Consider the following 23,801-nt stretch of genomic DNA (forward strand, 5'->3'; position numbering starts at 1 on the left):
AGCACTGAGCTGGACATCGTTGCCGACCTTGAACATCTGATCGACATCCAGCGCGGTTCCCGTCCAGAACTGCTCGGCCCAGCGTTCATAGTTGTTGAGGCAGAGACGGAACTCCTGAAACAGTTTCTCGGCGTCGGGCTGGTCAGGGTTCAGCGCAGCGACCACCAGCAAACCGATGCTGTTGTTCAGTTTCAGGAGCCGATCAGATGGAAGCATTCGCAGTCACTCGCGCGCATCAAGGGGATGGCGCGAAACTTTGCGGGGGATCAAACAGGAAAGAAGTCAGGCAAGTAAGCGATGTCTGTAGGGCAATTCTCTAAATGCGATTCGGCGGACAACCGACATTGCCCGTTGCTCAACCTTGGCCGCGATCGTTATGCTGCTGAACCCTTTAATCAGATCCGAGCAGCGGTACCCGATACCGCCTGGGATGTTTTTGATAACGGATCCGATGATGAATGCACCGCTAAAGGCGTTCGGCCCGATCAAGGCCGTGATTTTCGATATGGACGGTTTGCTGCTGGACACCGAGGGCATCTACACCGAGGTCACCTCGCTGATTGCCGAGCGTTACGGACGCACCTTCGACTGGAGCATCAAGCAGAACATCATCGGTCGCGGTGCCGGAGATCTGGCGCGCTATGTGGTCGAAGCGCTGGATCTGCCGATCACCGCCGAAGAGTTTCTGGTGATTCGCGAGCCGCTGATGCGCGAGCGTTTTCCCACCGCGCAAGCGATGCCGGGTGCCGAGGAACTGATCCGTCACCTCAAGGCGCACAACATTCCGATTGCCGTCGGTACCAGTTCGTCGCGTCAGTCGTTCGGTCAGAAAACCACGTTGCACCGCGACTGGTTTGCGTTGTTCGACTTCATCGTTACCGCCGACGACCCGGAAGTCGGTGCCGCCAAACCGGCGCCGGACATTTTCCTCACCGCCGCTCGCCGTCTCGGTGTGGCGCCGGAAGATTGTCTGGTGTTCGAGGATTCGCCGTTTGGCGTGACAGCCGCGAAAGCAGCCGGCATGACCGCCATCGCGATTCCCGATGCCGCCATGGCCGATGAAAAATACGCACACGCCGACGGGATTCTTCGTACGTTGAAAGCGTTCACGCCGAGTGCCTGTGGTTTGCCGGCGCTGGACTGGGCCTGATCAAACCGCAAACATAAAAACGCCGCCCCTCTGTTAAAGGAGGGGCGGCGTTTTTCGTTATCGATAATCTGATCAATCAGGCGCCGAAACCACCGTCGATACTCAGGCTCGCACCGGTGATGTAACCGGCCTCCGGGCCTGCGAGGTAGGCGACGAAGCTGGCGATTTCCTCGGCTTTGCCGTAACGACCGACCGCCATGAGCGGAATCAGGCTTTCGGCAAAGTCGCCGTGGGCCGGGTTCATATCAGTGTCCACCGGGCCGGGCTGCACGTTGTTGATGGTGATGCCCCGTGGGCCGAGGTCGCGGGCCAGGCCTTTGGTCAGGCCCACCAGGGCGGATTTGCTCATCGCATACACGCCGCCACCGGCGAAGGGCATGCGGTCGGCGTTGGTGCTGCCGATGTTGATGATGCGCGAGCCTTCGCCCATGTGTCTGGCGGCTTCCTGACTGGCGATGAACACGCTGCGCACGTTAATTGCCAGGGTCTGGTCGAAGTCTTCCAGTTTGAAGTCTTCCAGCGGGGCGACGGCCAATACGCCGGCGTTGTTGACCAGAATGTCGAGGCGGCCAAAGGTTTCGACGGTGGCGTTCACGGCGTTGCGGATGGCGCTGGCGTCGGCGCTGTCGGCCTTGATCGCCAGGGCTTTGCCGCCGCTCGCGGTGATGCTGTTTTGCAGTTCTTCAGCCTTGGCGGCGGAGCTGACGTAGGTGAAGGCAACCGCGGCGCCTTCGGCGGCCAGGCGCTTGACGATGGCGGCACCGATGCCGCGAGAGCCGCCTTGAATCAGAGCGACTTTACCGCTGAGGTGTTGAGTGGTCATGTTCGATCTCCAGAAATTTCAAGGCAGGCTGCCTTGGTGTGGTGTCGAGTATCTGCCCCTCGCCACCGGGCGAGTAGACCGTGGTTGCTATAGTCTGTGTAAACCAAAAGTATGGAATGGCGGCCATGGAAACCTTCAGCAGTATCGAATGCTTCGTGCGTAGCGCCGAAGTCGGCAGCTTTGCCGAAGCCGCGCGTCGCCTGAGCCTGACACCGGCCGCCGTGGGCAAAAGCGTGGCGAAACTGGAAGCGCGCCTTGGCGTGAGGCTGTTCCAGCGTAGCACCCGAAGATTGACCCTGACGGAAGCGGGGCAATTGTTTCTGAGTGAGGTCAGCGGCAGCCTGACCACCATCCAGAATGCCGTGAGCAATCTGGCCAGCGCCGGCGGTCAACCGGCCGGCACGCTGAAAGTCAGCATGGGCACGGTGTTCGGCCGCTTGTACATCGTGCCGTTGCTGGGGGGATTCCTGACAAGGTTCCCGGCGATCAACCCGGACTGGCACTTCGATAACCGACAGGTCGATCTGATCGGCCAGGGTTTCGATGCGGCGATTGGCGGGGGCTTCGAGCTGCCCCAAGGGGTGGTTGCGCGCAGGCTGACGCCGGCGCATCGGGTGTTGGTGGCTTCGGCGGATTATCTGGATCGGCACGCGCCGATCAGCGAACCGGACGACCTCAAGCTGCACGAGGGCATCCTGATCCGCTCTCCGCAGACCGGTCGTGTGCGTTCCTGGCAGTTGACCCATCGCACCCGGCAACACAGCCCGTTGACCCTCACGGCGCGAATGACCATGAGCGATTCCGAAGCCGCCTGCGCCACGGCGGCGCAGGGATTGGGGATTGCGTTGGTGAGCATGCCGTTCGCCGTCGGCTATCTGGAGGCGGGAACGTTACAGCGGGTCTTGCCCGACTGGTACGTCGACGACGGCAACATCTCCATCTATTACGCCGAACACAAACTGCTGCCGGGCAAGACCCGGGCGTTCGTCGATTTCATCATCGAACAATTTGCAACCCAGGGGCTCGCCGAGCGGTTCAACGCGCAAAACGTGCTGGCCAGCCGATGATGGTTTTCGGCCGTGGGGTCGCATACGTCCGCACCTTGGACGTTGATAGCCCCAGTCGAACCAGCGATTCGGCGATGGTCACGGCAGCGGTGACGCCATCGATCACCGGTACGCCGGTACGCTGACGGATCTTTTCATCGAGCCCGGCCATGCCGCCGCAACCGAGGCAGATCACCTCGGCTTTATCCTGAGTCACCGCCAGTTCGGCCTGATGCACGATTGCTTCCAGCGCTCGCTGAGGTTCGTGTTCCAGCTCCAGAACCGCCAGGCCGCTGGCCCGCACCGAGGCGCAGCGATCCCACAGGCCGGACAGTTTCAGCCGATCCTCGATCAACGGCACGGTGCGATCGAGGGTGGTGACCACCGAATAGGCATGGCCGAGGAACATCGCGGTGCTGGCCGCCGCATCGGTGATGTCCACCACCGGAACGTTGAGCAATTCCTGCAAGCCTTCACGGCCATGTTCGCCGTAGCCGGCCTGGATTACTGCGTCGAACGGCTGGTCGTAGGACATCACCCGGTCCATCACGGCGATGGCGGCCAGATAACTTTCGAAATTGCCTTCGACTGAATTAGCCCCGAAGTACGGCGTCAGACCGACGATCTGGGTGCCGGGGGAAGCCACAGCCTGCGCCGAACGGGCGATGGCCTGGGTGATGGATTCAGTGGTGTTGACGTTGACCACGAGAATTCGCATGGGAAGTCCTTATTACGGTTGGTTCTGCGGCCCCGCGAAGGGCCGCCAAAAGATTCAATGGCTGACGTTGTCGACGGCGATGGCTTCGCCGTCCACGTCGGCGTAGTGCGGCTGGCGTTTGGCGACGATCAGATAAAGCATCCCGGCAATGCCGGCACCGATCAGCCAGGAGAAGGGCGAAACGCTGTGGAACCCCGGCACCAGCGCCAGGACGATGGCGATCAGCGCGGCCGGAATGAACGCCGCCACGGCCCGCAGATTGACCCCGCGGCTATAGAAATACGCGCCGTTCGGGTCTTCGCTATATAGCTGCGGCACGTGGATCCGGCCTTTGCGGATCAGCCAGTAGTCCACCATGATCACGCCGTAGAGCGGGCCGAGCAGGGCGCCGAGGCCGGACAGGAAATACACGATCACCAGCGGGCTGTTGTAGAGATTCCACGGCAGGATCAGCACGGCGATGGTGGCGCTGATCAGCCCGGCGCGGCGGAACGTCAGGTACTTCGGCGCCAGGTTGCTGAGCACGAAGGCCGGGGCGACGAAGTTGGCCATGATGTTCACCGCTACGGTGACGATCAGGAACGCCAGGCAGCCGAGTACCAGAAAGAAGGTGTTGGGGATCGAGGCGATGATTTCGGTCGGGCTCTCGATGATCCGGCCGTTGATCTGAAATTGCGCACCGCACAGCAGGACGGTGATCCCGGCGAACACCAGAATATTCACCGGCAGGCCCCAGAAATTTCCGATCTTGATGGTTTTGCGGCACGGCGAAGAACGGGCGAAGTCGCAGAAGTTGAGGATCAGCGTGCCGTAGATCGCCAGCCACAAGGCGCCGCCGGCAAAGATGTTGCGCCACATCTCGCCGCCGGTCAGCGGTTCGCGGATCGACCAGGCAATGGTCGCGTTGGCCTGGGTGTACATCCACCCGGCGAGGCAGGCGACGGTCAGCAGAATCACCGGCCCGGCGAAGGCTTCGTAGCGGCGGACCATTTCCATGCCGTAGGCCAGAATCCCCAGTTGCACGAACCAGATCGCCACGAAACACACCCAGCCCAGGCTCGACAGGCCGAGGATCGAGTTGTGGTCGTAGTCGGCGAAACCGGGATGAATCGCCGTGAGCAGCACGCGAAATACCACCGACGCCAGGTACGTCTGAATCCCGAACCAGGCGATGGCGATCACCGCCCGGATCAATGCAGGAATCTGCGCCCCGTGGATGCCGAAACTGATGCGGCTGATAACCGGAAACGGCACGCCGGTTTTCTGCCCCATGTAGCCGGACAGATTCATGAAGAAATACACCAGCGCCGCGCCGATCCCCAGCGACAGCAGAATCTGCCAGCCACCCAGGCCCAAGGCGTACAGACCGATGGCAAACGAATAGTTGGCGATGTTGTGCACATCGTTGGTCCACAGAGCAAAGATGCTGTATTTGCCCCAGCGCCGTCCTTCGACCTTGGTCGGTGCGAGGTCGCTGTTGTGCAGACGCGGGCTCAATTGCAGCGGTGCGGCGATGCCGTCACCGGGCACGGTGTGATCGAGGGTTGAGGAGGAGGGCAGATTCAGCGCGATGTTGTTGTTCGAAAGACTCGTACGCATTCCGGCAGGCTCCTGATGTTCGGGCCGCGATGACTGTGCATGAGCGCTCGGGCTCGGCAGATCTTCGTCGCGACGCTGAAACATCACTGGTTACGGGGCATCTGCAGCCTGTACGGGATAGGGCGCTTCAGGCTTGCGGATCGAAAGTGTGGGTTCATGTTTTGCAGTTTTGTATACAAAACATGTATGCACTTAAGCCAGATCTGTGCCAGCCAGCGATCTATGAAAACCACCACTGATTTCGAAAAGTTATTGAATGGCGCCAAGTCTTTGAAATAAGGACGATATAAATTGACCGTTTGAACAGGTATTTATTTTTCGGAAGGGATTTTGGCGGACGCCGGAAGGGATCGCTTTGGCAGCGGGATGTAACTTTTCAGGGCGCGGAAATGAAAAGTGCACACATAAATGGCACCGATGGTGACATTCGTGTGTACACATTTTTCATGTCTGGCAGAGACAACTGTGGGGCGAGCGGTTTACGCCTTGCTGATGATATTCCCGGCGTGCAACCCGCATTCTTTCTGGGTCGCTTCTTCCCACCACCAGCGGCCTTCGCGCTCGTGCTGGTTCGGCAGGACAGGGCGGGTGCAGGGTTCACAGCCGATGCTGATGAAACCGCGTTCATGCAGGCTGTTGTACGGCAGCTCCAGCATGCGGATGTAGCCCCAGATTTCCTCGCTGGTCATCTGCGCCAGCGGGTTGAATTTGTACAGGGTGCGCTCCGGGGTGGAGAACGCGCTGTCGATTTCCATCACCGCGACCGCGCTGCGGGTGCCCGGGCTCTGGTCGCGGCGCTGGCCGGTGGCCCAGGCTTTGACGCCGGACAGTTTGCGGCGCAGCGGTTCGATCTTGCGGATACCGCAGCACTCGCCATGGCCGTCCTTGTAGAAACTGAACAGGCCTTTTTCCTTCACGAACGGTTCAAGTTTCGTGTAGTCCGGCGAGACCAGTTCGATGTCGATCTTGTAGTGCTCGCGCACCTGATCGATGAAGCGGTAGGTTTCCGGGTGCAGACGACCGGTGTCGAGACTGAACACCTTGACGTTCTTGTTCAGCTTCCAGGCCATGTCCACCAGCACCACATCCTCGGCGCCGCTGAAAGATATCCACAGGTCATCGCCGAACTCGGCGAACGCGAGCTTGAGGATGTCCTGGGCGGATTTGTTGGCATAGGTCGTGGCGAGTTCCACGACGTCGAACGTTGGGCTCATCAGGGCGGCTTCCTACAGGTCGGTGGCGCTGGGCGCTCTATATGGCGGCGATGTTAACAAAAAGCAACGCCTGTCGGGGCGGCCTCTGCGTTGCACGGTCCGGGTCGAGCCGCTAGAGTTCGGGCTCGCTCGACTCAATAAACATTACAAACGGAGTGTCCTGTGGAAATTGCCTGTCTTGATCTTGAAGGAGTGCTGGTACCGGAAATCTGGATCGCCTTCGCCGAAAAAACCGGAATCGAATCGCTCAAGGCCACCACCCGGGACATTCCCGACTATGACGTGCTGATGAAACAACGCCTGCGTATCCTTGACGAACATGGCCTCAAGCTTTCAGACATTCAGGAAGTGATCGCCACCCTCAAGCCGCTGGACGGCGCGGTGGAGTTCGTCAACTGGCTGCGCGAGCGCTTTCAGGTGGTGATTCTTTCGGACACCTTCTACGAATTTTCCCAGCCGCTGATGCGTCAGCTGGGCTTTCCGACCTTGCTTTGCCATCGACTGATTACCGACGACAGCGGGCGGGTGACGAGCTATCAGTTGCGTCAGAAAGATCCGAAACGTCAGTCGGTTCTGGCCTTCAAGAGCCTGTATTACCGGGTGATTGCGGCAGGGGATTCCTACAACGACACCAGCATGCTGGGTGAAGCGGATGCGGGGATTCTGTTCCATGCGCCGGATAACGTGATCCGCGAGTTCCCGCAGTTTCCGGCGGTGCATACGTTTGCCGAGTTGAAGCAGGAGTTTCTCAAGGCTTCGAACCGCGATCTGAGCCTGTAAGTCATGCTGTGGCGAGGGCGCAACCGCCCTCGCCGCAAGCGTCAGAGGTTCTGCAGGGTTTCAAGCAGGACTCTGACCTTGGTAATCGACTCCTGATACTCCGCCTCCCAATCCGAATCGGCCACGATCCCGCCACCGCCCCAGCAGCACACCTGCCCATCCTTCACCAGCAGACTGCGAATGGCGATGGAGCTGTCCATCTCGCCGCGCACGTCCAGGTACAGCAACGAGCCGCAATACAAGCCGCGTCGAGTCGGCTCCAGTTCATCAATGATCTGCATCGCACGAATCTTCGGCGCGCCGGTGATCGAGCCACCGGGGAAGCTGCCGGCAATCAGATCCAGGGCATCGCGATCCACCGCCAGCTCACCGGTCACGCTGCTGACCAGGTGATGCACGTTCGGATAGCTTTCCAGGCTGAACAGCTCCGGCACCCGCACGGAGCCGATGCGGCAAGTGCGGCCCAGATCGTTGCGCAGCAGGTCGACGATCATAAGGTTCTCGGCGCGATCCTTGGGGCTGGCCAGCAGTTCGGCGGCGTTGGCCGCGTCTTCGGCCGGGGTCGCGCCACGGGGGCGGGTGCCTTTGATCGGGCGGGTTTCCACCTGACGCTGGCTGACTTTGACAAAGCGCTCGGGCGATAGACTCAGCACCGCGTTGCCGTCGGGCAGGCTCTGGAACCCGGAAAACGGCGTCGGGCAGGCCTCGCGCAATTTGCAGTAGGCCAGCCATGGATCGCCCTGGCACGGCGCGCGGAAACGCTGGGCGAAGTTGACCTGATAGCAGTCGCCGGCCTGGATGTATTGATGAATGCGTTCGAGCGCCTGGCGATAGTCGTCGGCCGAAAGGTCGGCGGTCATCGGCGTGTTCAGCTTGAACGGCGTCAGCTTGGCGGCCGCCGGTTGGATGAACAGATCGACCAACCGTTGTTTCTCGCTGTCGCTTACCGACGGATGAAACACCAACTGGCTGGTGGCTTTCTGGTGATCGCTGATCAACGCCCAGTCATACAGGCCAAAACGCGCATCCGGCAGTTGCAGATCATCCAGCGCCTGACTTGGCAGATTTTCCAGATGCCGACCGAAGTCGTAACTCAGGTAACCGATCAGGCCGCCGGCGAATGGCAGCTCGTATTCCGAAGGCAGCTGTGCCTCGCCGAGGCGCGCCAGATTGTCTCGCAGGCGTTGCAGGAAATCGTCGCCACGCTCGTCGGGCAACACCGCCAGTTGTTCCAGCGGCCACGCACTGAGAAGGTCATAACGGCCACGGTCGGCACTCGGTCGGCCGCTGTCGAGCAGCACGGCGCCGGGCGCATGGCGGATTGCCGCGAAATAGTCGGCGGGGTTGGCGCGGTAGGGCAGCGGGTGTACGGAACAGGTCAACATGGGCGGGGCAGATCGGCCATCGAGGCGGGGTGGGGATTGTAGTCCCCTCAGGGAATTGCTCCTAGAGGGGATGTCGGGGATTGGCAGATCGGGAGCAGGTAACGCGACTCAGCCTTCGACCACCGGAATATGCCCGAACAGTTCCTGAGCAAACGCTACCCGCTCTTCAACCGTTTCAGTCACGCCGCGGGTCTTGAGATCCTCCAGATGCGCTTCCACCGCATGGGTGCGCGCAGTCAGCCCGCAGTCATTGGCAATCTGGATATTCAGCCCCGGCCGCGCGTTCAGCTCCAGAATCAGCGGGCCTTTCTCCTGGTCCAGCACCATGTCCACGCCGATGTAACCCAGGCCACACAGCTCATAGCAACCGGCGGCGAGCCTCATGAAACCGTCCCAGTAGGGCAGTTGCACGCCGTCCACCGCGTTGGTGGTGTCCGGGTGTTTGGCGATGATGTTGTTCAGCCAGGTGCCGCGCAGGGTCAGGCCGGTCGCCAGGTCGACACCGACGCCGATGGCGCCCTGGTGCAGGTTGGCCTTGCCGCCGGACTGCCGGGTCGGCAGGCGCAACATGGCCATCACCGGGTAGCCCATCAGCACGATGATGCGGATGTCCGGCACACCTTCGTAGCTGATGCTCTTGAAGATCTGGTCCGGAGTCACCCGATATTCGATCAGTGCCCGGTCACGGTGGCCGCCGAGCGAATACAGGCCGGTGAGGATGCTGGAGATATGGTGCTCCAGCTCCTCGTGGGTGAGGATCTTGCCCGACACCGTGCGATAGCGACCTTCGAAACGGTCGGCGATGACGATGATGCCGTCACCGCCGGCGCCCTGGGCCGGCTTGATCACGAAGTCGTTGCGCCCGCCGATGATCTCGTCGAGCTTGTCGATTTCCTTCTCCGTGGAAATCACGCCATACAGTTCCGGCACATGGATGCCGGCCTTGATCGCGCGCTCCTTGGTGATGATCTTGTCGTCGACAATCGGGTACAGACTGCGCTTGTTGTACTTGAGCACGTAGTCCGCGTTACGCCGATTGATGCCCATGATGCCCCGGGCTTCCAGGGCCTTCCAGGTCTTCCAGAAACCGAACATCAGGCGTCAGCCTTCTTCAGGAAAGCCTTGAAGCGCACCAGTTCGGTCAGGCGATAACCGCGATAGCGACCCATGGCCAGCATGAAGCCCACCAGAATCAGCAGGATCGCCGGGAAGGTGAACACGAAGTACACCAGCTCCGGAACGGTCATGATCAGGTGCGCTAGGGACGCCGCGAACAGCGTGCCGATCGCCACTTTCAGCGCATGGCTGGCGCCGCGTTCTTCCCAGGTGATCGACAGGCGTTCGATGGTCATGGTCAGAATCACCATCGGGAACAGCGCCACCGACAGGCCGCGTTCCAGACCGAGCTTGTGGCTGAACAGACTGATCGCCGCGATCAGCACCACCACGAACGTCAGCACCACCGAGAGTCGCGGCAGCATTTGCAGCTTCAGGTGTTCCAGATACGAGCGCAGTGACAGTCCCAGCGCCGTGATCACGGTAAACAGCAGGATGCCGAAGCCCAGCTGCGTCTCGCGGAAGGCCAGGGCGATCAGCACCGGGGTGAATGTGCCGAGGGTCTGCAGGCCGACCAGGTTGCGCAGGATCAGGATCACCAGCACGCCGATCGGGATCATCACCATGATCATGAACGTCTGCTGGGTCTGCAGCGGCAGGCCGTACAGCGAGTATTCGAGGAAGTTGGCGTCGGTGTTTTCGTCGGTCAGCTTGGCCAGACGAATCGCGTTCATCTCGCTGTTGTTCAGGCTGAAGGTCACGTTGGCTTTCTTCGCGCCGTCGACGGTGATCAGGTTTTCATCGCCGGTCCACCACAGCAGGCGGTCGGTCGGCAGGCCTTGTTCGCCGGTTTCCGGGTTGAAGTACAGCCAGTCGTTGCCGTTGAAACTGCGCAGCCACAGTTCAGGGGTTTGCGGCTGATCGGCGACGAGGCGGATGGTGTGGACTTTCTCGACAGGAACGTGGGCGATGGACAGCAGCAGTTCAACGATTTTTGCCTTGTGGGCCGTCGACGGATCGCCCGCCAGCAGCAGTTTCACGTTGTCGTCGTTGGTGTTGTTGACACGTTTGATGGCTTCGCCGATGAAAGTTTCGACGTCGGCAGAATGCTGGCGGATCGGGGCGAGCAGGGCTTCGGCGGCGATTTTTTCCGGGCCTTCGATGGCCATGCTGTCGCGGAAAGTCGGGCCTTTGACCTTGGTTTTCTCGGCGGTGTAACGCTTGGTCAGCACCAGACGGTAATAAAGGGTCTGGTTGCCCTTGGCCCGGCGCGCCGACCAGGTGACCTTGCGGTTGCCGTCGACACGGTTGACCGCCACGCCATAGTTGTTGGAGATAAAGCTCTCATTGAGACTGACGTAATCGCGGCTCAGGGGCGGCACGAACATCTGGATCTTCACCGGATCCTTGGTGCTGGCGACGAACTCGACCTTGGCGTCGATGTTCCACAAGTCGTCGGTGGCGTCTTCGGTCACCGGAATGCCGAGCACGAAAATCTGATAGGCCGTAACCGAAACGCCCAGGAGCACCAGGATGGTGATCAGGATTTTCAGGTGGAAGGTTAGAGAACGCATGGAAATTACTCGGCGGTATGAGCGGCGATGGCGCAGGCGGGTTTGCCGGCAGCGTATTTAAGACTGGGATCGACCAGCGCATCGAAGCGTTTCAGCGCCTCGGAGCCGATCAAAAGCGGGTATTGGAACGCACTGCGGTCGGTCAGGTTCACTTCGATGCTGCGCATCGCCGAACCCATGCAGATATCCAGCTCGATCACCGGGCGTGCGGTGTACTTCTTGCCTTCTTCCGGGTCGTAGTCGCCGGCGCGGCGCTTGATCTTGCTGACCCGGGCCAGCGGCCGTTCGATCGGGTGTGAATGCGCGGCGTCGATGGCCAGGTAGAAACGCACCCAGGATTCACCGTTGCGCTTGAAGCGTTTGATGTCGCGGGCGCTCAGGGAGGCGGTTTTCGCCCCGGTATCGAGTTTCGCTGCCACTTCCAGGTTGATCCCGTCGAGGGCGGCGTACTCGTTGAGGCCGTACACAGTCTTTTCCCCCGCCACAGCCAGGCCGGGCAGGCAAAACAGATAGAAAAAGGTGGGGAAGGGCTTGAGTCTCATAAATCCTGGCGAGCAGCGTTCCGTTCTCGGTTCAGGGCCACGGCATCAGGAGATCCTGTCTGCGCGCGCCTTCGTGTGCCTATCAGCTTTTTATGACAAGCCGTGCAAGTGACTGGCAAATGCGGGCGGCATTCTAGCACGGTGGTTTTATGGCGCCAGCGCCCGAGCGGGTCTATAACCCTTGGGGCTGATATCCGGCGTTATTAGACGATTGTCGACAATATCCATTTATCCTTTGACTGACGCAGGCTGATTCGCTAGTTTTTGCCGCATTGGATTTGAAGGTGTCGACAATATGCTGGATCAACTCGATCCCCCGGTCATCAGCGGTGACGATTCGGAAACCCTGTCCGAAAACGTCTTCCGGCGTATCCAGGCCGCCATCGTCAAAGGCGAAATCGCCCCGGGCAGCAAGATCTCCGAGCCGGAACTGGCACGCACCTACGGCATCAGTCGCGGGCCGCTGCGCGAGGCGATTCATCGTCTGGAAGGCCAGCGCCTGCTAGTGCGCGTGCCGCACGTCGGTGCGCGAGTGGTCTCGTTGAGCCATGCCGAACTGCTCGAACTCTACGAAATCCGCGAATCCCTCGAAGGCATGGCCTGCCGTCTGGCGGCCGAACGCATGAGCGTCGAAGAAATCGACGAACTGCGCAGGGTGCTGGAAACCCACGAGCGCGATGCGGCGTTTCAGGCCGGCGTCGGCTACTACCAGCAGGAAGGCGATTTCGACTTTCACTACCGGATCATCCAGGGCAGCGGCAACCGCACCCTCACGCAAATGCTCTGCGGCGAGCTCTATCAACTGGTGCGCATGTACCGCATCCAGTTTTCCACCACGCCCAACCGCCCGCGCCAGGCCTTTGCCGAACACCACCGGATTCTCGATGCCATCGCCGACCGTGACGGCGAGCTCGCGGAATTGTTGATGCGCCGCCACATCGGCGCCTCGAAACGCAACATCGCCCGTCATTACCAGGACGGCGCCGACAATAAGACAGCCACTGAACGAGGTGAGTCATGAGTTCCAACAAGAGCACTCCAGGCCAGCGTTTCCGCGATGCGGTCGCCAGCGAACATCCGTTGCAAGTGGTCGGCGCGATCAACGCCAACCACGCGCTGCTGGCCAAGCGCGCCGGTTTCAAGGCGATTTACCTGTCCGGTGGCGGGGTGGCTGCCGGCTCCCTCGGCGTGCCGGACCTGGGCATCACCGGCCTGGATGACGTGCTGACCGACGTGCGTCGCATTACCGACGTCTGCGACCTGCCGCTGCTGGTGGACGTGGACACCGGTTTCGGCGCCTCGGCGTTCAACGTGGCGCGTACCGTGAAGTCGATGATCAAGTTCGGCGCCGCGGCGATCCACATCGAAGACCAGGTCGGCGCCAAGCGCTGTGGCCACCGTCCGAACAAAGAGATCGTCACCCAGCAGGAAATGGTCGACCGCATCAAGGCCGCCGTCGATGCCCGTACCGACGACAGCTTCGTGATCATGGCCCGCACCGACGCGCTGGCCGTTGAAGGCCTGGAGTCGGCACTGGATCGCGCCGCCGCGTGCATCGAGGCCGGCGCCGACATGATCTTCCCGGAAGCCATCACTGAACTGGAGATGTACAAACTGTTCGCCAACCGTGTGAAAGCGCCGATCCTGGCCAACATCACCGAATTCGGCTCGACGCCGCTGTACACCACCGAGCAGTTGGCCGGAGCGGATGTGTCGCTGGTGCTGTACCCGCTGTCGGCGTTCCGTGCGATGAACAAGGCGGCGGAAAACGTCTACACCGCGATCCGCCGCGACGGCACCCAGCAGAATGTCATCGACACCATGCAGACTCGCATGGAGCTCTACGATCGCATCGATTACCACACCTTCGAGCAGAAGCTCGACGCGTTGTTTGCGGCGAAGAAGTAAGCCGCAACCGTACTCCCTAACAAATTCAAGATTGGAGACAACAATGGCCGAAGCAAAAGTACTCAGTGGCGCCGGGCTCCGGGGCCAGGTTGCCGGGCAAACCGCACTGTCCACCGTGGGCCAGGCCGGAGCCGGGCTGACCTATCGCGGCTACGACGTGCGCGAACTGGCAGCAGACGCACAATTTGAAGAAGTGGCGTACCTGCTGCTCTACGGGGAGCTGCCGACCAAGGCCCAGCTCGCCGAGTATCAAGGCAAGCTGAGCAAGCTGCGCGATTTGCCGCAAGCGCTGAAAGAAGTGCTGGAGCGCATCCCCGCCGACGCCCACCCTATGGACGTGATGCGCACCGGCTGCTCGTTCCTGGGCAACATTGAGCCGGAGAAGGACTTCTCCGAGCAACGCGACAAGACCGACCGCCTGCTGGCCGCGTTCCCGGCGATCATGTGCTACTGGTATCGCTTCAGCCACGACGGCAAACGCATCAACTGCGTGAGCGACGAGCCGTCCATCGGTGGTCATTTCCTGCACCTGTTGCACGACAAGAAACCGAGCGAGCTGCACGTCAAAGTGATGAACGTCTCGCTGATCCTCTACGCCGAGCACGAGTTCAACGCCTCGACTTTCACCGCCCGGGTGTGCGCTTCGACCTTGTCCGACCTGTATTCCTGCGTCACTGCAGCCATCGGCTCGCTGCGCGGCCCGCTGCACGGCGGCGCCAACGAAGCGGCGATGGAAATGATCGAGCGCTTCTCGTCGCCGGAAGAGGCGATCAAGGGCACCCTCGGCATGCTCGAGCGCAAGGACAAGATCATGGGCTTCGGCCACGCGATCTATAAGGACAGCGATCCGCGCAACGAGGTGATCAAGGGCTGGTCGAAAAAGCTCGCCGACGAAGTGGGCGACAAGGTGTTGTTCGCGGTATCGGAAGCCATCGACAAGACCATGTGGGAGCAGAAGAAACTGTTCCCCAACGCCGACTTCTACCATGCCTCGGCGTACCACTTCATGGGCATCCCGACCAAGCTGTTCACCCCGATCTTCGTCTGCTCGCGCCTGACCGGCTGGGCAGCGCACGTGTTCGAACAGCGCGCCAACAACCGCATCATCCGTCCAAGCGCCGAGTACACCGGCGTCGAACAGCGCACGTTCGTGCCGATCGAACAGCGCTGACCGGGGAGGGCGCCGGTACAGGCGCCCCCTCTTTGAAACTACCGTGACCGAGTCCTGACCGATGAACACAGAATTTCGCAAGAACCTGCCCGGCACGCCGCTGGACTTTTTCGACGTCCGTGCGGCTGTCGATGCGATCCAGCCCGGCAGCTACGACACCCTGCCGTACACCTCTCGCGTGCTGGCGGAAAACCTCGTGCGTCGCTGCGACCCGGCCACGCTCACCGATTCCCTGAAGCAACTGATCGAGCGCAAACGCGATCTCGACTTCCCGTGGTTCCCGGCCCGTGTGGTGTGCCACGACATTCTCGGCCAGACCGCGCTGGTGGATCTGGCCGGCCTGCGTGACGCCATTGCCCAGCAGGGCGGCGACCCGGCGCAAGTCAACCCGGTGGTGCCGACGCAACTGATCGTCGACCACTCGCTGGCGGTGGAGGCAGGCGGTTTTGACAAGCAGGCGTTCGAGAAGAACCGCGCCATCGAAGACCGTCGCAACGAAGACCGTTTCCACTTCATCAACTGGACCAAGAAGGCGTTCAAGAACGTCGACGTGATCCCGCCGGGCAACGGCATCATGCACCAGATCAACCTGGAGAAAATGTCCCCGGTGATCCAGGTGCGCGACGGCGTGGCATTCCCGGACACCTGCGTCGGCACCGACAGCCACACCCCGCACGTCGATGCGCTGGGCGTGATCGCCATCGGTGTCGGTGGGCTTGAAGCCGAGAGCGTGATGCTCGGCCGCGCGTCGTGGATGCGCCTGCCGGAAAGCGTCGGCGTCGAACTGACCGGCAAGCTGCAACCGGGCATCACCGCCACCGACATGGTGCTGGCGCTGACCGAGTACCTGCGCAAACAGAAAGTGGTCGGTGCATGGCTGGAGTTCTTCGGCGAAGGTGCTTCGGCATTGACCCTCGGTGACCGCGCGACTATCTCCAACATGGCCCCGGAATACGGCGCTACCGCGGCGATGTTCTACATCGACCAGCAGACCATCGATTACCTGAAACTCACCGGTCGCGAAGACCAGCAAGTGCAACTGGTCGAGCAATACGCCAAGCAGATCGGCCTGTGGGCTGACAGCCTGAAAGGCGCGCAGTACGAGCGCGGCCTGACCTTCGATCTGTCTTCGGTGGTGCGCAACATGGCCGGCCCGAGCAACCCGCATGCCCGGGTGGCGGTGTCGGATCTGGCGGCCAAAGGGATCGCCGGTCAGTGGGAAGACGTGCCGGGGCAAATGCCTGACGGCGCGGTGATCATCGCTGCCATCACCAGTTGCACCAACACCAGCAACCCGCGCAACGTGATCGCCGCCGGCCTGCTGGCGCGCAACGCCAACAAGCTCGGCCTGACTCGCAAACCGTGGGTCAAGTCGTCGCTGGCGCCGGGCTCGAAAACCGTGGCGCTGTACCTCGATGAGGCGGGGCTGACCACGGAGCTGGAGCAACTCGGTTTCGGCGTCGTCGCGTTTGCCTGCACCACTTGCAACGGCATGTCCGGTGCGCTGGATCCGGTGATCCAGCAGGAAATCATCGACCGCGATCTGTACGCCACCGCCGTGCTGTCCGGCAACCGCAACTTCGACGGCCGGATTCATCCGTACGCCAAGCAGGCATTCCTCGCTTCGCCGCCGCTGGTGGTGGCCTACGCGATTGCCGGCACCATCCGTTTCGACATCGAGAAAGATGTACTGGGCGTGGTCGACGGCAAGGAAATCCGCCTGAAGGACATCTGGCCGAGCGACGAGGAAATCGACGCGGTGGTGAAGTCGTCGGTGAAGCCGGAGCAGTTCCGTCAGGTCTACATCCCGATGTTCGCTATCCACGAAGACACCGGCCCGAAAGTTACGCCGCTGTACGACTGGCGCGAGATGAGCACCTACATCCGCCGTCCGCCGTACTGGGAAGGCGCACTGGCCGGAGCGCGTCCGCTCAAGGGCATGCGCCCGCTGGCGGTGCTGCCGGACAACATCACCACCGATCACCTGTCGCCGTCGAACGCGATCATGCTCGACAGCGCCGCCGGCGAATACCTGGCGAAAATGGGGCTGCCGGAAGAGGACTTCAACTCTTACGCGACCCACCGTGGCGACCACCTGACCGCACAGCGCGCAACGTTTGCCAACCCGAAACTGTTCAACGAAATGGTCGTGGAAAACGGCAAGGTCAAGCAGGGCTCGCTGGCTCGCGTGGAGCCGGAAGGCAAAGTAATGCGCATGTGGGAAGCCATCGAAACCTACATGGAACGCAAGCAGCCGCTGATCATCATCGCCGGCGCCGACTACGGTCAGGGCTCGTCCCGGGACTGGGCGGCCAAAGGCGTGCGTCTGGCGGGTGTGGAAGCGATTGCCGCCGAAGGTTTCGAGCGCATTCACCGCACCAACCTGGTGGGCATGGGTGTGTTGCCGCTGGAGTTCAAACCGGGCACCGACCGCAAGACCCTGGGCATCGACGGCAGCGAAACCTACGACGTGATCGGCGCCCGCACGCCACGCGCCGAACTGACGCTGGTGATCCATCGCAAGAACGGCGAGCGCGTCGAAGTGCCGGTGACCTGCCGCCTCGATACCGCCGAAGAAGTGTCGATCTACGAGGCCGGCGGCGTGCTGCAGCGCTTCGCCCAGGACTTCCTCGAAGAATCGGCGGTTGCCGTTTAAATCAATCGATGTGGGCATGGGACTTCAAGTCCCATGCTTTCGTTAAGGAGCACCATGGCTCACGCACCGCAAATAAAAATCCCCGCCACCTACATGCGCGGCGGCACCAGCAAAGGCGTGTTTTTCAGCCTCACCGACTTGCCTGAAACGGCGCAAATTCCCGGCCCGACCCGCGATGCTTTATTGCTCCGGGTAATCGGCAGCCCCGACCCGTACGACAAACAGATCGACGGCATGGGCGGTGCCACGTCGAGCACCAGCAAAACCGTGATCCTGTCGAAAAGCATCAAGGCCGATCACGACGTCGATTACCTGTTCGGTCAGGTGTCCATCGACAAACCGTTCGTGGACTGGAGCGGCAACTGCGGCAACCTGTCGGCGGCGGTCGGCTCGTTCGCCATCAGCAACGGCCTGGTGGACGCCAGCCGCATTCCGCACAACGGTGTGGCGGTGGTTCGCGTGTGGCAGGCCAACATCGGCAAAACGATCATTGCCCACGTGCCGATCACCAACGGCGAAGTCCAGGAAACCGGAGATTTCGAACTCGACGGCGTGACCTTCCCTGCTGCCGAAGTGCAGGTCGAATTCATGGACCCGGCGGCGGAAGAAGAGGGCGGCGGTGGCTCGATGTTCCCCACCGGCAACCTGATCGACGAACTGGAAGTGCCGGGCGTCGGCACCTTCAAGGCGACCATGATCAACGCGGGTATCCCGACGATCTTCGTCAACGCCGAAGACATCGGTTACACCGGCACCGAATTGCAGAGCGCGATCAACAGCGATCCGAAGGCTTTGCAGATGTTCGAGACCATCCGTGCTTACGGTGCGCTGCGCATGGGCCTGATTTCCAACATTGACGAAGCGGCCAAGCGTCAGCACACGCCGAAGGTGGCTTTCGTGGCTCGGCCTGCGGATTACGTGGCGTCCAGTGGCAAGGCGATTGGCGCCGGGGATGTGGATCTGCTGGTGCGGGCGTTGTCGATGGGCAAGTTGCACCACGCGATGATGGGCACGGCGGCGGTGGCGATTGGTACTGCGGCGGCGATTTCCGGGACCTTGGTGAACCTCGCGGCCGGTGGCGTTGAACGCAATGCCGTGCGCTTCGGGCATCCGTCCGGGACGTTGCGCGTCGGGGCCGAGGCCAGCCTGGAAAACGGTGAGTGGGTCGTGAAGAAAGCGATCATGAGCCGAAGTGCGCGGGTGTTGATGGAAGGTTACGTCCGCGTGCCTGGAGATTCGTTCTGACGGACAGTCGCCGAGAGCGAGCCTGATCGCTCTCGGCGCTTTGCGTATTTCAATAACAAGAAAAATTAGCCCTGAACCGAGGTCCCATCAACGAACCACTTTGAAGAGTGAATCGAACATGAGCGCCAACGTCGACCTGAACAACCGCCCCGACTACGACCATGTCCTGCAGGACATCGCCGATTACGTCCTCACCTACAAAATCGAATCCGCCGAAGCCCTCGACACCGCCCGCAACTGCCTGATGGACACCCTGGGCTGCGGCCTGCTGGCCCTGCGTTTCCCCGAATGCACCAAACACCTCGGGCCCATCGTCGAAGGCACCGTCGTGCCATTCGGCGCGCGAGTCCCCGGCACGTCCTATCGCCTCGACCCGGTAAAAGCCGCGTGGGACATCGGCTGCATCGTGCGCTGGCTGGATTACAACGACACCTGGCTCGCCGCCGAATGGGGGCATCCGTCGGACAACCTCGGCGGGATTCTCGCGGTGGCCGATCATTTGTCGCAAAAGCGTCTGGCCAATGGCGAAGCGCCGCTGACGGTGCGCGATGTGCTCGAAGCGATGATCATGGCCCACGAGATTCAGGGCGTGATTGCACTGGAAAACTCCTTCAATCGCGTAGGTCTCGACCACGTGATTCTGGTGAAAGTCGCCTCGACCGCCGTTGTCGCCAGGCTGATGGGTGCCAATCGCGAGCAATTGCTCTCGGCGTTGTCCCACGCATTTGCCGATGGTCAGGCGTTGCGCACTTACCGCCATGCGCCGAATGCCGGTTCGCGCAAATCCTGGGCAGCGGGGGATGCTTCGAGTCGCGGGGTGCGTCTGGCGGATATCGCGATGCGCGGCGAGATGGGCATTCCCGGCGTGTTGACGGCCAAGCAGTGGGGCTTCTACGACGTGCTGTTCAGCCACACCAACAACGATCTGGCGCTCAAGCCTGAAGGCAAACGCGCCTTCAGCTTCTCGCGTCCTTTCGGCAGTTACGTGATGGAAAACGTGCTGTTCAAGATCAGCTTCCCCGCCGAGTTCCACGCGCAAACCGCCTGCGAAGCCGCGGTAACCCTGCACCCGCAGGTGCGCAATCGTCTGCATGAGATCGACCGGATCGTCATCACCACCCACGAATCGGCGATCCGCATCATTTCCAAGGTCGGCCCGTTGGCCAATGCCGCCGACCGCGATCACTGCATCCAGTACATGACCGCTGTGCCGCTGGCGTTCGGCAATCTGGTGGCCGAGCAGTACGAAGACGATTTCCACGCGGCCCATCCGATCATCGATGTGCTGCGCGAAAAAATGGTCATCGTCGAGGATTCGCGCTTTACCCGCGAATACCTCGAAGCCGACAAGCGCTCGATTGCCAATGCGGTGCAGGTGTTTTTCAAGGACGGTTCCAGCACCGAAAACGTGGTGGTGGAATACCCGATCGGTCACCGTCGGCGCCGGGCCGAGGGCATTCCGTTGCTGGAGGACAAGTTCAGGGCGAACCTGGCCACGCGTTTCACCGGCCAGCGCAGCGCCGAGATCCTTGCGCTGTGCAAGGATCAGGCGCGACTTGCGGCGACGCCGGTGAACCGTTTTGTCGACTTGTTCGTGATCTGAACCGCCGGGATTGTCGAGGGCTACAGGCTGCCCTCGACATCCTCCAGGCTGAACGTTTCGGTGTGGTCGTCGTAGGAGAAAATCTCGGCGTAACGGCCCCAGGCAATCACGATTTCCAGGTTTTTCTCGACGAAGGCTTCGGTCAGCGAGTCTTCCAGTTCCTGCTCGAAACGCACCCGTGGCGCCCGGTGGCCGTTGCGTTCCAGCAATACCTGGCGGATTCGCGCGGCCAGCGGTATGTAGCGGATCAGATGTTCGGCAAACAGAGTCTTGCGCTCTTGCGTGCCATAGTCGGCGAACAGTTTGCCGGCGTCGGTCAGCGTGATGTCCGCGCCCTTGAGTTCGGCGAAGCCCAGGTATTCGAGCATCTCGGCCACCGGAAACAGGTCGTCCACTTCCAGCAAACGCCGCTCGGCCACGTTGGGCAGGCCGGCGTGGCCGTTGTAGGGCTCGGCCGCCAGGGTTTCGATCAGGCCTGCCATCAGGTTGGTGGACACTTCCTGCAGCGGACTGCTGATCTTCAACTCGGGTTTGCCGGTGCTGGCGTCGGCACTGCGGCGGTCGGTCATCTGCGCGTAGATGTCATCGACCATTTGCCGGAAGGCCGGGTCGAGGCGATTGCGCGGATGGGCGAAGGGCACCTTGATTTCCGCCACCAGCCGCCCAGGGTTGGACGACAGCACCATAATGCGGTCGCACATCAGCACCGCTTCTTCGATGTTGTGGGTCACGATCAGGATCGATTTGATCGGCAGTTGCTTGCCGCTCCACAGGTCCAGCAGATCGTTTCTCAGGGTTTCGGCGGTCAGCACGTCCAGCGCCGAGAAAGGTTCGTCCATCAACAGCAGCGTCGGGTTGACCACCAGCCCGCGAGCGAATCCCACGCGCTGGCGCATGCCGCCGGACAGTTCGCGAGGGTAGGCGTTTTCGAAACCGTCCAGGCCGATCAGGTCGATGGCGGCCAGCGCACGCTTGCGTGCCTCTTTACGTTCGACCTGCAAGGCCTGCAGGCCGGCCTCGACGTTTTCCAGCACCGTCAGCCACGGGAACAGGGCAAAGGTCTGGAACACCATGGCCACGCCTTCGGCCGGGCCGTCCAGCGGTTTGCCGTTGTACAGGACTTCTCCGGATGAGGGCTCGATCAGCCCCGCGATGATCCGCAGCAGGGTGGATTTGCCCGAGCCGGAGCGGCCAAGCATGCCGACGATTTCGCCTTCGTGCAGGGCCAGATTGACCCCGCTGAGCACTTGCAACTCGTCCTTGCCCTTGCCGAACACTCGGTTCACGTCAGTAAGCGAGTAGATTTCGGGTGTGGCGCCAGTGTGTTCGGTATAGGTATTCATCACATCGAATCCCGTCAGTTCAGGCGAAGTTTGTTTTCGGCCATGGCGTACATCGGCCGCCAGACCAGGCGATTGAAGGCCACGACGAAGAACGCCATGACCACCACGCCGAGGGTGATTTTCGGGAAGTCGCCGGCGGCCGTGGTTTGCGCGATATAGGCGCCGAGGCCATGGGCGACGACCTTGTCCTGTCCCCAGGAAACGAATTCGGAAACGATGCTGGCGTTCCACGCGCCGCCCGAAGCGGTGATGGCGCCGGTCACGTAATACGGGAAGATCCCCGGCAGCATCACCTTGCGCCACCACAGCCAGCCGCGAATGCGGAAGTTGGCGGCGGCTTCCTTGAAGTCATTGGGGAAGGCGCTGGCCCCGGCGATCACGTTGAACAGGATGTACCACTGCGTCCCGAGCACGATCAGCGGGCTTAGCCAGATGTCCGGGTTCAACTGATAACGCAGGATCACGATGACGAACACCGGGAACAGCAGGTTCGCCGGGAACGCCGCGAGAAACTGCGCCAGCGGCTGGATCTTTTCTGCCAGGGCCGGACGCAGGCCAATCATCACGCCCAGCGGCACCCAGATCAGCGAGGCGATAAAGATCAACCCGGCCACCCGCAACAGGGTGTACAGCCCCAGCAGCAACACATGCCCGACTTCGGCGAACGTCACTTCCGTGCCGACATACAGCACGATGTGGTACAGCGCATACGCGGTCAGCAGTGCGATAAACGAGCCCCAGATCCAGTCGATGGCCTTGGTGGTGGCGGGGCTTTCCGAGGTCATGACTTTGCGCGCCGAACGCGGCAGGTTCAGGCGCATGTTGCCGAGGCGGCTGATGGCGCGGCTGATCGGACGCAGAATGCGCTGGATCATCCGGGTGCGCTGGATCAGATTCAGTACCCAGGACTCCGGTGCTGCGGTTTGCGAGGCGGTGTTTTCCATGCGGAATTTGTCGGCCCAGGCCACCAGCGGGCGGAACAGGAACTGGTCATAGATCAGGATGACCAGGATCATCGTCAGGATGACGTAGCCCACCGCGTGCATGTCTTTTTGCGCGATGGCCAGGGCCAGGAACGAGCCGATCCCGGGCAGGGTGATGGTCTGGTCACCCACGGTGATCGCTTCCGAGGCCACCACGAAAAACCAGCCGCCGGACATGCTCATCATCATGTTCCAGACCAGCCCGGGCATCGCGAAGGGCACGTCGAGCTTCCAGAATTTCTGCCAGCCGGACAGTTGCAGGTTGGTCGAGACCTCCACCAGATCCCCCGGCAGCATGCGCAGCGACTGATAGAAGCTGAACGTCATGTTCCACGCCTGACTGGTGAAAATGGCAAAAATCGCAGCGAATTCCGCGCCCAGAACCCGACCGGGAAACAGCAACAGAAAGAAGGTCACGGTGAAGGAGATGTAACCCAGCACCGGCACCGATTGCAGGATGTCCAGCACCGGCACCAGCAGTTTTTCGGCCCGGCGGCTTTTCGCGGCCAGCGTGCCGTAGAGCAGTGTGAACACCAGGGCCGCGACCATCGCCGCGAGCATGCGCAAAGTGGTGCGCATGGCGTATTCCGGCAGGTTGGCGGGGTCGAGCGAGACCACTTCACTTTGCAGCGTGCCGATCGGGGCCCAGGTTTCCCGGGCACCGATCGAGAAAAACAGCAGGAAGCCGATCACCAGCGGCATGGCGATCAAGTCCCAGCGATTGGGCAGCAGGCGTCGGGTCGAGGCCGGTATGTAGTGACGGAACACTTTATTCATAAGCAGTGATTCCTGCAGTGCTCTGAATGGAGGCGCGGCAGTCTGAGCGTAGCTTCAGTCTGCACGACGCACCCGGGAATGAACGGACGCTCATTCCTTGACTTCAATGGGGAGGCTGGATGCTGCGGGCCCGGTGAATTCAACGGGCCGAGAGGGTTGGCGCATCCGGTTTGCGGCCGGATACGCAACTTGCGCGGATTGTATATTTCGGAATGTTACAGAGTCGTA

General features: G+C 61.3%; 20 protein-coding genes. 9 read left to right on the forward strand and 11 right to left on the reverse strand.

The features are described 5' to 3' along the window. Window positions 1–216 (reverse strand): hypothetical protein (locus M5B44_RS26420; RefSeq protein ID WP_248741032.1); only part of this gene is annotated, 216 nt, incomplete at its 3' end. Between the two features lie 238 nt (window positions 217–454). Here M5B44_RS26420 and M5B44_RS26425 point away from each other — a divergent pair. Then, entirely contained in the window at window positions 455–1,150 is a 696-nt protein-coding gene (locus tag M5B44_RS26425) for an HAD-IA family hydrolase (RefSeq protein ID WP_007960113.1), read from the forward strand. A gap of 76 nt (window positions 1,151–1,226) precedes the next feature. Here the strand turns inward: M5B44_RS26425 and M5B44_RS26430 are convergent, their stop codons facing one another. Further along, window positions 1,227–1,973: a 3-oxoacyl-ACP reductase family protein gene (locus M5B44_RS26430; protein WP_248741033.1), complete on the reverse strand. Its 747-nt coding sequence runs from the start codon at window positions 1,971–1,973 to the stop codon at window positions 1,227–1,229. A 125-nt stretch (window positions 1,974–2,098) separates the two neighbouring features. On the opposite strand from M5B44_RS26430, the gene M5B44_RS26435 reads away from it, so the two are divergent. Further along, entirely contained in the window at window positions 2,099–3,040 is a 942-nt protein-coding gene (locus M5B44_RS26435) for a LysR family transcriptional regulator (protein ID WP_248741034.1), read from the forward strand. Here M5B44_RS26435 and M5B44_RS26440 read toward each other — a convergent pair. From M5B44_RS26440 to M5B44_RS26450, 3 genes are all read right to left on the reverse strand, one after another. Further along, window positions 3,009–3,737 carry an aspartate/glutamate racemase family protein gene (locus tag M5B44_RS26440; protein ID WP_248741035.1) on the reverse strand — a complete coding sequence of 243 codons (729 nt, stop codon included), beginning with the start codon at window positions 3,735–3,737 and terminating at the stop codon, window positions 3,009–3,011. The genes M5B44_RS26435 and M5B44_RS26440 overlap by 32 nt on opposite strands. Before the next feature lie 54 nt (window positions 3,738–3,791). After that, entirely contained in the window at window positions 3,792–5,336 is a 1,545-nt protein-coding gene (locus tag M5B44_RS26445; RefSeq protein ID WP_248741036.1) for an NCS1 family nucleobase:cation symporter-1, read from the reverse strand. Between the two features lie 479 nt (window positions 5,337–5,815). Continuing rightward, window positions 5,816–6,550, reverse strand: coding sequence for a phosphoadenylyl-sulfate reductase (locus tag M5B44_RS26450; protein WP_085711886.1), 735 nt, complete (start codon window positions 6,548–6,550; stop codon window positions 5,816–5,818). Between the two features lie 162 nt (window positions 6,551–6,712). On the opposite strand from M5B44_RS26450, the gene thrH reads away from it, so the two are divergent. Next, a complete protein-coding gene (thrH, locus tag M5B44_RS26455) occupies window positions 6,713–7,330 on the forward strand; it encodes a bifunctional phosphoserine phosphatase/homoserine phosphotransferase ThrH (RefSeq protein ID WP_011333236.1) in 618 nt (205 codons plus the stop codon). Between the two features lie 41 nt (window positions 7,331–7,371). On the opposite strand, the gene pabB is transcribed toward thrH, so the two are convergent. The 4 genes from pabB to M5B44_RS26475 all read right to left on the reverse strand — a co-directional run bounded on the left by pabB (window position 7,372) and on the right by M5B44_RS26475 (window position 11,887). Beyond that, on the reverse strand, window positions 7,372–8,715 hold the full coding sequence (gene pabB, locus M5B44_RS26460; protein WP_248741037.1) for an aminodeoxychorismate synthase component I: 1,344 nt from the start codon (window positions 8,713–8,715) through the stop codon (window positions 7,372–7,374). A gap of 108 nt (window positions 8,716–8,823) precedes the next feature. After that, complete coding sequence (locus M5B44_RS26465; RefSeq protein WP_085711889.1) at window positions 8,824–9,810, reverse strand: alpha-L-glutamate ligase-like protein; 987 nt, start codon at window positions 9,808–9,810, stop codon at window positions 8,824–8,826. Next, window positions 9,810–11,345: an inactive transglutaminase family protein gene (locus M5B44_RS26470; protein WP_085711890.1), complete on the reverse strand. Its 1,536-nt coding sequence runs from the start codon at window positions 11,343–11,345 to the stop codon at window positions 9,810–9,812. The genes M5B44_RS26465 and M5B44_RS26470 overlap by 1 nt, the downstream gene beginning before the upstream one ends. Before the next feature lie 5 nt (window positions 11,346–11,350). After that, window positions 11,351–11,887, reverse strand: a complete 537-nt coding sequence (locus M5B44_RS26475) for an ATP-dependent zinc protease (RefSeq protein WP_065258027.1) — start codon at window positions 11,885–11,887, stop codon at window positions 11,351–11,353. A 298-nt stretch (window positions 11,888–12,185) separates the two neighbouring features. On the opposite strand from M5B44_RS26475, the gene M5B44_RS26480 reads away from it, so the two are divergent. From M5B44_RS26480 to prpD, 6 genes are all read left to right on the forward strand, one after another. Then, window positions 12,186–12,908: a GntR family transcriptional regulator gene (locus M5B44_RS26480; protein WP_169432611.1), complete on the forward strand. Its 723-nt coding sequence runs from the start codon at window positions 12,186–12,188 to the stop codon at window positions 12,906–12,908. Then, window positions 12,905–13,795, forward strand: coding sequence for a methylisocitrate lyase (prpB, locus tag M5B44_RS26485; protein WP_085711892.1), 891 nt, complete (start codon window positions 12,905–12,907; stop codon window positions 13,793–13,795). The genes M5B44_RS26480 and prpB overlap by 4 nt, the downstream gene beginning before the upstream one ends. Before the next feature lie 43 nt (window positions 13,796–13,838). Continuing rightward, the gene (prpC, locus tag M5B44_RS26490) at window positions 13,839–14,966 is read left to right on the forward strand and encodes a 2-methylcitrate synthase (RefSeq protein ID WP_248741038.1); all 1,128 of its coding nucleotides are present in this window, start codon (window positions 13,839–13,841) and stop codon (window positions 14,964–14,966) included. 61 nt (window positions 14,967–15,027) lie between these two features. Continuing rightward, window positions 15,028–17,622: a Fe/S-dependent 2-methylisocitrate dehydratase AcnD gene (gene acnD, locus M5B44_RS26495; protein ID WP_248741039.1), complete on the forward strand. Its 2,595-nt coding sequence runs from the start codon at window positions 15,028–15,030 to the stop codon at window positions 17,620–17,622. 54 nt (window positions 17,623–17,676) lie between these two features. Next, on the forward strand, window positions 17,677–18,867 hold the full coding sequence (prpF, locus tag M5B44_RS26500; protein ID WP_248741040.1) for a 2-methylaconitate cis-trans isomerase PrpF: 1,191 nt from the start codon (window positions 17,677–17,679) through the stop codon (window positions 18,865–18,867). A 118-nt stretch (window positions 18,868–18,985) separates the two neighbouring features. Beyond that, window positions 18,986–20,470 (forward strand): 2-methylcitrate dehydratase, encoded by a 1,485-nt coding sequence (gene prpD, locus M5B44_RS26505; RefSeq protein WP_248741041.1) that lies wholly within the window; start codon window positions 18,986–18,988, stop codon window positions 20,468–20,470. Window positions 20,471–20,490: 20 nt separating this feature from the next. On the opposite strand, the gene M5B44_RS26510 is transcribed toward prpD, so the two are convergent. Then, window positions 20,491–21,813 (reverse strand): AAA-associated domain-containing protein, encoded by a 1,323-nt coding sequence (locus M5B44_RS26510; RefSeq protein ID WP_248741042.1) that lies wholly within the window; start codon window positions 21,811–21,813, stop codon window positions 20,491–20,493. A gap of 14 nt (window positions 21,814–21,827) precedes the next feature. Continuing rightward, on the reverse strand, window positions 21,828–23,573 hold the full coding sequence (locus M5B44_RS26515; protein ID WP_248741043.1) for an ABC transporter permease: 1,746 nt from the start codon (window positions 23,571–23,573) through the stop codon (window positions 21,828–21,830). Window positions 23,574–23,801 lie beyond the last annotated feature (228 nt).

The organism is Pseudomonas sp. MWU12-2029 (assembly GCF_023242425.1).
Classification (GTDB): Bacteria; Pseudomonadota; Gammaproteobacteria; order Pseudomonadales; family Pseudomonadaceae; genus Aquipseudomonas; species Aquipseudomonas kribbensis.

What these genes read in the sequence shown, in the direction of transcription:
- M5B44_RS26425 (WP_007960113.1), top strand. Translation starts at nt 455, where the DNA reads ATGAATGCACCGCTAAAGGCGTTCGGCCCGATCAAGGCCGTGATTTTC.
- M5B44_RS26430 (WP_248741033.1), bottom strand. Translation starts at nt 1,973, where the DNA reads ATGACCACTCAACACCTCAGCGGTAAAGTCGCTCTGATTCAAGGCGGC.
- M5B44_RS26435 (WP_248741034.1), top strand. Translation starts at nt 2,099, where the DNA reads ATGGAAACCTTCAGCAGTATCGAATGCTTCGTGCGTAGCGCCGAAGTC.
- M5B44_RS26440 (WP_248741035.1), bottom strand. Translation starts at nt 3,737, where the DNA reads ATGCGAATTCTCGTGGTCAACGTCAACACCACTGAATCCATCACCCAG.
- M5B44_RS26445 (WP_248741036.1), bottom strand. Translation starts at nt 5,336, where the DNA reads ATGCGTACGAGTCTTTCGAACAACAACATCGCGCTGAATCTGCCCTCC.
- M5B44_RS26450 (WP_085711886.1), bottom strand. Translation starts at nt 6,550, where the DNA reads ATGAGCCCAACGTTCGACGTCGTGGAACTCGCCACGACCTATGCCAAC.
- pabB (WP_248741037.1), bottom strand. Translation starts at nt 8,715, where the DNA reads ATGTTGACCTGTTCCGTACACCCGCTGCCCTACCGCGCCAACCCCGCC.
- M5B44_RS26465 (WP_085711889.1), bottom strand. Translation starts at nt 9,810, where the DNA reads ATGTTCGGTTTCTGGAAGACCTGGAAGGCCCTGGAAGCCCGGGGCATC.
- M5B44_RS26470 (WP_085711890.1), bottom strand. Translation starts at nt 11,345, where the DNA reads ATGCGTTCTCTAACCTTCCACCTGAAAATCCTGATCACCATCCTGGTG.
- M5B44_RS26475 (WP_065258027.1), bottom strand. Translation starts at nt 11,887, where the DNA reads ATGAGACTCAAGCCCTTCCCCACCTTTTTCTATCTGTTTTGCCTGCCC.
- prpB (WP_085711892.1), top strand. Translation starts at nt 12,905, where the DNA reads ATGAGTTCCAACAAGAGCACTCCAGGCCAGCGTTTCCGCGATGCGGTC.
- prpC (WP_248741038.1), top strand. Translation starts at nt 13,839, where the DNA reads ATGGCCGAAGCAAAAGTACTCAGTGGCGCCGGGCTCCGGGGCCAGGTT.
- acnD (WP_248741039.1), top strand. Translation starts at nt 15,028, where the DNA reads ATGAACACAGAATTTCGCAAGAACCTGCCCGGCACGCCGCTGGACTTT.
- prpF (WP_248741040.1), top strand. Translation starts at nt 17,677, where the DNA reads ATGGCTCACGCACCGCAAATAAAAATCCCCGCCACCTACATGCGCGGC.
- prpD (WP_248741041.1), top strand. Translation starts at nt 18,986, where the DNA reads ATGAGCGCCAACGTCGACCTGAACAACCGCCCCGACTACGACCATGTC.
- M5B44_RS26510 (WP_248741042.1), bottom strand. Translation starts at nt 21,813, where the DNA reads ATGAATACCTATACCGAACACACTGGCGCCACACCCGAAATCTACTCG.
- M5B44_RS26515 (WP_248741043.1), bottom strand. Translation starts at nt 23,573, where the DNA reads ATGAATAAAGTGTTCCGTCACTACATACCGGCCTCGACCCGACGCCTG.